Consider the following 256-nt stretch of genomic DNA (forward strand, 5'->3'; position numbering starts at 1 on the left):
CTTCCTGGCGGTCTGAATCCATGCGCGTCGCCATCGTCTCCCGCATCTACCGACCGGAGCCGTCTGCCGCCTCGCTCTTCCTCGGCGCCGTCGCCGACGAGCTGACCGGCCGCGGGAACCGGGTGGTCGTGCTCACCGCCCGGCCGCCGAAGAGCACGAGGACTCCGCGTCATGTGGAGACCGTCCGCACCTTCCCGGTGGTCCGCGACCGCCAGGGTTACGTGCGCGGGTACATCCCCTACCTGAGCTTCGACAT

At 69.5% G+C, this 256-nt stretch carries 1 protein-coding gene; it reads left to right on the forward strand.

Annotated features, from left to right (window positions below; translation table 11 throughout):
* Positions 1-20: 20 nt before the first annotated feature.
* On the forward strand, positions 21-256 hold a 236-nt coding region (locus SB658_RS25520; protein ID WP_410603236.1), incomplete at its 3' end, for a hypothetical protein.

This window comes from Bacillus sp. SIMBA_008 (assembly GCF_046535495.1).
In the GTDB taxonomy this organism is placed as follows: domain Bacteria; phylum Bacillota; class Bacilli; order Bacillales; family Bacillaceae; genus Bacillus; species Bacillus subtilis.